Source organism: Pseudomonas sp. SMN5, from assembly GCF_052041925.1.
GTDB lineage: Bacteria > Pseudomonadota > Gammaproteobacteria > Pseudomonadales > Pseudomonadaceae > Aquipseudomonas.
Map to the genome: position 1 here is coordinate 58,158 of NZ_JBKGGX010000030.1, position 6,779 is coordinate 64,936.

Consider the following 6,779-nt stretch of genomic DNA (forward strand, 5'->3'; position numbering starts at 1 on the left):
CGCGCTCAGATGTCCTTGTTCAAACAGTTGTTGATCGCTATCTGTCTGTTCCTGGTGGTTGCCTTCAGCGGCAGCTTCATGGTCAGCCTGGAGAGCTCGCGGGCCCAGTACGTCAATCAGTTGCGCTCCCACGCCCAGGACGCGGCCACAGCGCTGGCGCTGTCGCTGACGCCGAACATCGACGACCCGGCGATGGTCGAGCTGATGGTCAGTTCGATTTTCGACAGCGGCTACTACGCGAGCATCCGCGTGGTCGATGTGGCGACCGACAAGACCCTGGTCGAGCGCACCGGCACCCCGGACGCCGGTAGCGTGCCGCAGTGGTTTGTCTCGCTCATCGGCCTGGAGCCGGCCGGTGGCGATGCGATCGTCAGCCGTGGCTGGGAGCAGGCGGCGCGGGTCGAGGTGGTCAGCCATCCGATGTTCGCCCTCGCCAAACTGTGGCAGAGCGCGCTGGGCAGCCTGGGCTGGCTGTTGCTGTGCGGCGCTGCGAGCGCGGTACTCGGGGCCCTGCTGCTGCGTCGCCAGCTCAAGCCGCTGGATTACATGGTGCATCAATCCCACGCCATTGCCCGGCGCGAATTCCTGAGCCTGCCGGAGCTGCCGCGTACCCCGGAGCTGCGCCGCGTGGTGCAGGCCATGAACCAGATGGTCGAGAAGCTCAAGGCGTTGTTCCAGGAGCAGGCCGAGCGTAGCGAGAAACTGCGCGTGGAGTCCTATCAGGACAATCTCACGGGCCTGGCCAACCGGCGCTACTTCGAAATGCAGCTCAACGCCCGGGTGAGCAACCCGGAGCAGGCCAGCTCCGGTTACCTGCTGTTGTTGCGAGTCAAGGACCTGGCCGGGTTGAACCAGCGACTGGGTGGTCAGCGCACCGACCAGCTGCTCAAGGCGGTGGGCGAGCAATTGCTGCGTGAAAGCGCGCGTTACCCGGAAACGCAGAACCTGGTGACGCGCATCCGCGGTGGCGAATTTGCTGTGTTGGCTCCCGGCCTGGTGCGCGAGGAAGCGTTGCAATTGGCGCACAACCTTGAGGCCGCATTGGCAAGCCTGCATGCCACCGGCGCGACGGATGTCGCGTCCGTGGCGACCATCGGGCTGGCACCGTTCGTCCATGGCGACTCGCCCCAGGCGGTGTTGCAACTCGGCGACCAGGCCTTGGCCCAGGCCGAGAGCCAGGGTGAACCGGTCTGCCTGGATCACAGCGCGGTAACTGCCGTCGGCGACGATCACCATGCCTGGCACACCTTGCTTGACCAGGCCCTGGGCCACCAGCGTTTCGAACTGTATTTCCAGCCGGTGGTGGCGGCGAACGACACCCAGGTGGTGCTGCATTACAAGGTGCTGTCGCGGTTGCTGGACGAACAAGGCCAGACCATCCCCGCCGGGCGCTTCCTGCCCTGGCTTGAGCGTTTCGGCTGGACCGCGCGCCTGGACCGGCTGATGCTTGAACAAGTGCTCAGGCAAATGGCCGGGCACGATCAATCCCTGGCGCTGAACCTGTCTTCAGCGACCCTGGCCGATCCCCAGGCGCTCCTTAAAATCTTTGAAATCCTGCGCGCCCATTCCAACCTCGGGCCACGCTTGACCCTGGAGATCGGTGAAGAACAATTGCCGGAGCAAGCGGTGTTGGAACAATTGACCCGGCAACTGCGCGAGCTGGGCTTCTCTCTGAGCCTGCAGCGCTTTGGTGGGCGGTTCAGCATGATCGGCAACCTGTCTCGGCTGGGGTTGGCCTATCTGAAAATCGATGGCAGCTATATCCGGGCCATCGATCAGGAGAGCGACAAGCGTCTGTTCATCGAAGCCATCCAGCGTGCTGCCCATAGCATCGACCTGCCGTTGATTGCCGAGCGGGTGGAGACCGAGGGTGAGCTGGCGGTGATTCGGGAGATGGGGTTGTTTGGGGTGCAGGGGCAGTTGGTTGGGGAGCCTCGGCGCTGGGCTTAAGGCTTGGATGCTGGAGCGCTTCACCTGTGGGAGCAAAGCTTGCTCGCGAGACGGCCTGACAGCCGACTTGTTTTTGCGGCTGTACCTCGATCCATTGTGGGAGCGAGCCTGCTCGCGATGGCGGCCTGGCAGTCGGCCGGGATTTTTGTGTACATATCCATTGCTGCGGTAACGGCGACTTAGGGTTCCGCCCTGACGGCGGCTTACTTTTGAACAGCGCAAAAGTAAGCAAAACGCTCTTGCCCCACCACTGGGCACCTCGCTTACGTTCGGTGTTCCCTCACCCCGGCATTGCTCCGTGGGCCCGCCGCGATGGGCCATCCATGGCCCAGCGCGGCTATCCCGGCATCCATGCCGGGATGCCCACTACGCAATGCCTGCGTTCGGCCCTTGTGGTTAACGGGGCGCGCAGATCAAAAGCCAAAGCAAAGCAAAGCAAAAGCGAAGCGGCCTAATAGCCGACCTATCTCTCTCGACCCTCCTCCGATCCAACTGTGGGAGCGAGCCTGCTCGCGATGGCGTCAGTCCAGACAACACGCAGGCTAGATCAACCCCTTCTCATCATCATCGATCAGCCGGCTCAACCCACCCAAGGCTTCCCGCGCCTGGTTGCGGTCCATCAGCTTGGCCTGGGCCGCGGCTGGCAGGTCGGTGACGCGGATCACGCCTTTGCTGGTCAGGACCTGGATCAGATCGTCGAGGACCCGGATCATTTCCAGGTCGCTCTGCTTGAGCTGCTTGAGGCTGTTTTCTACTGCCTGATTGGCGAACCAATCCTGGATCTCGTGGTTGTCGGCCGGCAGGGTTTCGGTGGCCTCGGTATAGGCGGTGGCTTCCACGCGCACCAGTAGGCCTTGTGCATCGCGTTGCACGTAAAACATCGGGCATCCCTCATGTAGAAAGCAGCGTCATGCCGGGCAGCATAGGCCAACTGTGCGGGAGTATGAACACTTATTGTGGCGAGGGAGCTTGCTCCCGCTGGGGCGCGAAGCGGCCCTGTTTTCAGGGCTGCTTGGCAGGCCAGCGGGAGCAAGCTCCCTCGCCACGGTTTGTGTCAGGTTCAGCTGTTGTTGTGATCGATCTTGATGGTCGGGTCACTGCCGGCAATCAGCGAGTTCAGGTTGACGTTCGACCAGTTGTTGCCTTCGAGCTTGATCGTCACGTCCGGCGCCGCTGCGGCGTTGCCGGTGTTGAACTGGCCGGAGCTGCTGACTTGCAGCGACGACACGCCATCGACCGTACTGATCTTCAGGAAGTGGTCGATGGTGCTGCCGCTTTCGCCCTGCAACAAATCCCGCAGGTCGATCCGGTCGCCGTCAGCGGCCTTGAAATCCTTGATCACATCAGTTCCGGTGTCGCCGGACTTCCAGACAAAGGTGTCGCCACCCAGACCACCGATCAGGGTGTCATTGCCCTGGCCGCCGATCAGCGTGTCGTTGCCCGTGCCGCCGAGCAGGATGTCATTGCCTTTGCCACCGTCGAGCAAATCGTTGCCGCCCTGGCCGAAGATAATGTCATTGCCGCCACCGCCCAACAGCGTGTCGTTGCCATCGTGGGCGCCGGACACATCGAACGCGGTGTAGTGCTCGGTGATGTACTGGTGCACGTTGCTGGTGCTGACCTTGCTGACGTCCACGCCGTTCTGCTGGGCCACGAACGCCTGGATGGCCTGGTAGCCTTCGCCGGCCACGCCGTTGAAACTCACCAGGTCGCCGAACAGGATGTCGTTGCCGCTACCGCCGTTGACCGTGTCGGCGCCGGGCATCGTCGCTTCGGTGTGGCCGATGATCGAGTTCGCCAGGTCCTTGGGGTCAATGTTGGTTTGTGGCGTCTGGTCCGAGTCGTACGGCTTGAGGTCAGCCAGGGTCACACCATTGTTCAGGCCGATGGCCTCGACGTTGCTCAGACTTTTCAGCAGGGTAAAGCTGGCGGTCGAGCCCGCTGCGGCCGAGCCGCTGTCACTCAGGTAGGAGAACTCGAACGTGCCGTTGCCCTCGGCGTGCACCGTGCCGACATAGCTGTCATTCCAGTACTTGCCGTTTTTGGTCGACAGGTACATCTCACCGTCTTCGTAGATGGTGTACTTATGGGTACTGTCGATCGTCTGGGTGTAGTACTTGCCGACCGTATAGTTGGCCGCACTCAGGACGTCATCGAGCTTGACGGTGCCGTACAGTGTCGGGTTCGTCTGTTCGCCGGCCTGGTAGAGGTTCGGCTGGCCGTCGGTGATGAAGTACGTCAGGTTCTTCGCGTCGATATTGTTCTTGGCCAGGGTGCTGTTGAAGAAGTTCGCGGTGGTCTTGAACACGTCTTCGTAGTTGGTACTGCCGCCGGAGACCATCGAGTCGAGCACGGACTTGAGCAGCGTCAGCGCGTTCGGGTCGTTGAGGTTCACCGCAACGGACTTGTTCACCTGGGTGTCGAAATCCGCCAGGAAGATGTTCACCGTCCCGGAGTTGCTGCCCATGCTCTGCTTGAGCGTATTGAACACCGAGGTCAACGAGTTCTTGGCGGCGGTCACGGACGACGAGCTCATGCTGCCGGAGCTGTCGACCATGAAGGCGATGTTGTAGTTGACGCCCGGCACCACGGTCAGGCCGCCGATGTCGGCAACGATGATGTCATTGCCATCGGTGCCCGTCACGGTGTCGTCGGCGGATGTCGCGGTCACGGCGTTGTAGGTCGCCGGGTACACGGTCACCGGGATTTGCGCGGTGCTGGTGGCCGAGCCGCCAAGCGCTTCGGTGGAAGTCGAGGTCACGGTCAAGTTGAACTGGCCGTTGTAGTAGGACGGTGGCGTCAGGGTCAGGCTGCCCAGGTTCCAACCGGTGACCGATGCTTCGCCGTTGCTGCCCACGGTCGCGGTATGGCCGGCGCCGTCGCTCAGGACGCTGCCTTCCGGGATGCCGCCGATCTTCACGCTCAGGCTTTCGGAGCCGTCGGTGTCGGTCAGGGCCGTGGTGATCTTCGACAGGTGAACGCTGGTGCCTTCGGCGCCCTCGTTGAGCTTGTAGCCGTCGTAGTAGCCTTCGCCGTTGCTGCCGTGCAGATCGGAGACAGTCACGCCGGCATTCGCCAGGTCGGCCACGCCGGTGTACAGCGGCACGCCGGCACTGCTCAGGTCCACGGGAGCGCTGCCGTTGACCGACAGGTTCACGTCATAGCTGCCTGGGCCGGTCTGGTTGTGGTGGTAGATGTCCAGGGTGTAGTAGCCGCTGGTGGTCGGTGTGAACGAACCGTTCAACTTGCCACCGGCGCCCCAGGTGATCGCCGCCACGTCCTTGCCGCCGACGGTCACCAGCAGGCTGTCGTCGCCGGTGCCGCTGAAGGTGTAGGTTTTGCCCGCTTCAAGGTACATCAGGCCCGAGGTTTTCGAGGCGGTGCCCGGGTTCACGTTGCTGTCGGACTGCACGTTGGTCACGGTGCCGCTGCTGTTTGGCGTACCGGCAGCGTCTATCACTGACTTGAGCGTGCCGGACGGCGCGCCGCTGCCATCGGTGCCCAGGCCCGACAGGCCGGTCCAGACTTCCTTGATCAGCCCGGTGGAGGTCACGGCATTGCCGGCCACGTTGAGGCTCGGCGCATCGGCGACCGGAGTGATGTCGATCTTCACGGTACCGGTATTGCCCAGCGTCTGGCCGTCGGTCGGTTGGAAGCTGATCTGGGCGTAGTCGGCCTTCTGATCGCCCACGCCGGCCGGGTTGCCATTGGCGCCGGATTCGTTGGCGTCAGGGGTGAAGCGCAGCTTGCCGGCGTCGATGTCCGCTTTGGTGAAGGTCTGGTTGTTGGCCACATCCTTCCAGGTCGCACCGTCCAGGTACTGCAACTTGCCGTCAGCCGGCAGGCCGGTAATTTTCACGCCCAGGTTGGCGGCGGAGCTGTCCACATCACTCACGCCGAAGGTAGACCAGCCGAGCACCAGCGCGGTGTCTTCGGTGCCGGTTACAGCGCCACCGGTAGCCACCGGCGCATCGTTGACTCCGACCACATTCACCGTGGTGGTGGCGGTATTGGAGTAGCTGGTGCCATCGGTCACCGTCACGGTGATGATGCGCGGTACGGTGCTCGGGTCTTCGCTGTTGTTGATGAACGTGATGTTCTTGATCTGCTGCATGTAGTCAGCCAGCGTCGCGTTGCCCGACAGGGTCAGCGTGACCGTGCCGTTGGTGCTGTTGGCGTTGATGCTGATGCCATTGACGCTGTTGCCCAGGTTCAGCGCATCGCCGGGCTGACGGTTGGTCAGCACGATGGTTGCGCCGGTCAGCATGGTGCTGTCCGGGTCGGTGATTTTCAGGTCCGTATCAGCGATGGATACGCCAGGGCCGGCGGTGCCTTCGGTGAAAGTGACCTGGTAATCGGCGCCGGTCTTGCCGCTGGAGTTGTTGGCGTCCAGGTCAAGGACCGGCGCTGCATCGTTGTCGATGATCGAGGTGCTGACGCTGCCGTTGGTGCCGCTGACCGCCAGGTGCTCGAAGTTGCCGCCAGTGGCCGAATCGACCTTGACCACGAAGTTTTCGGTGCCTTCGGTGATCTTGTCGTCCAGCGTCGCCACGTTGAAGGTGGCGCTGGTGGCGTTGGCCGGAATTTTCACGGTATAGACGCCGGTGAAGTCCGAACCGTCGGCGGCGGTGCCGCTGTAGACGATCTTGACCGTGACTTCGGTTTGGGCCGGGTTCGTCAGGCTGACCGTGTACGTGGCGGTCTGGCCTTCGGTGACCGAAGTGCTGCCACTGATGCTGACGGTGGTGTTGTCGACGGTATCGGTAACCGCGGTGACCGCAGGCGTGGTGCTCGGAACCAAGTTCTCGAAATTACCGCCCGTGGCTTTA

Annotated in this window: 3 protein-coding genes; 1 reads left to right on the forward strand and 2 read right to left on the reverse strand. The window is 62.6% G+C overall.

Going from position 1 to position 6,779, the window contains the following annotated elements; genetic code table 11:
- Positions 1-9: 9 nt before the first annotated feature.
- Positions 10-1,950 carry a cyclic di-GMP receptor LapD gene (gene lapD / locus ACLEJR_RS23625; protein WP_440799043.1) on the forward strand — a complete coding sequence of 647 codons (1,941 nt, stop codon included), beginning with the start codon at positions 10-12 and terminating at the stop codon, positions 1,948-1,950.
- Positions 1,951-2,492: 542 nt separating this feature from the next.
- Here lapD and ACLEJR_RS23630 read toward each other — a convergent pair.
- Together ACLEJR_RS23630 and ACLEJR_RS23635 are read right to left on the reverse strand one after the other, a co-directional pair.
- A complete protein-coding gene (locus ACLEJR_RS23630; RefSeq protein WP_245142578.1) occupies positions 2,493-2,831 on the reverse strand; it encodes a tryptophan synthase subunit beta in 339 nt (112 codons plus the stop codon).
- A 179-nt stretch (positions 2,832-3,010) separates the two neighbouring features.
- The coding region (locus tag ACLEJR_RS23635) for a beta strand repeat-containing protein (RefSeq protein WP_440816878.1) at positions 3,011-6,779 on the reverse strand (3,769 nt) is incomplete at its 5' end.

Bases quoted from the DNA above. Each gene is read 5' to 3' on its own strand.
- ACLEJR_RS23630 (WP_245142578.1), bottom strand. From the start codon at position 2,831: ATGTTTTACGTGCAACGCGATGCACAAGGCCTACTGGTGCGCGTGGAA.
- lapD (WP_440799043.1), top strand. From the start codon at position 10: ATGTCCTTGTTCAAACAGTTGTTGATCGCTATCTGTCTGTTCCTGGTG.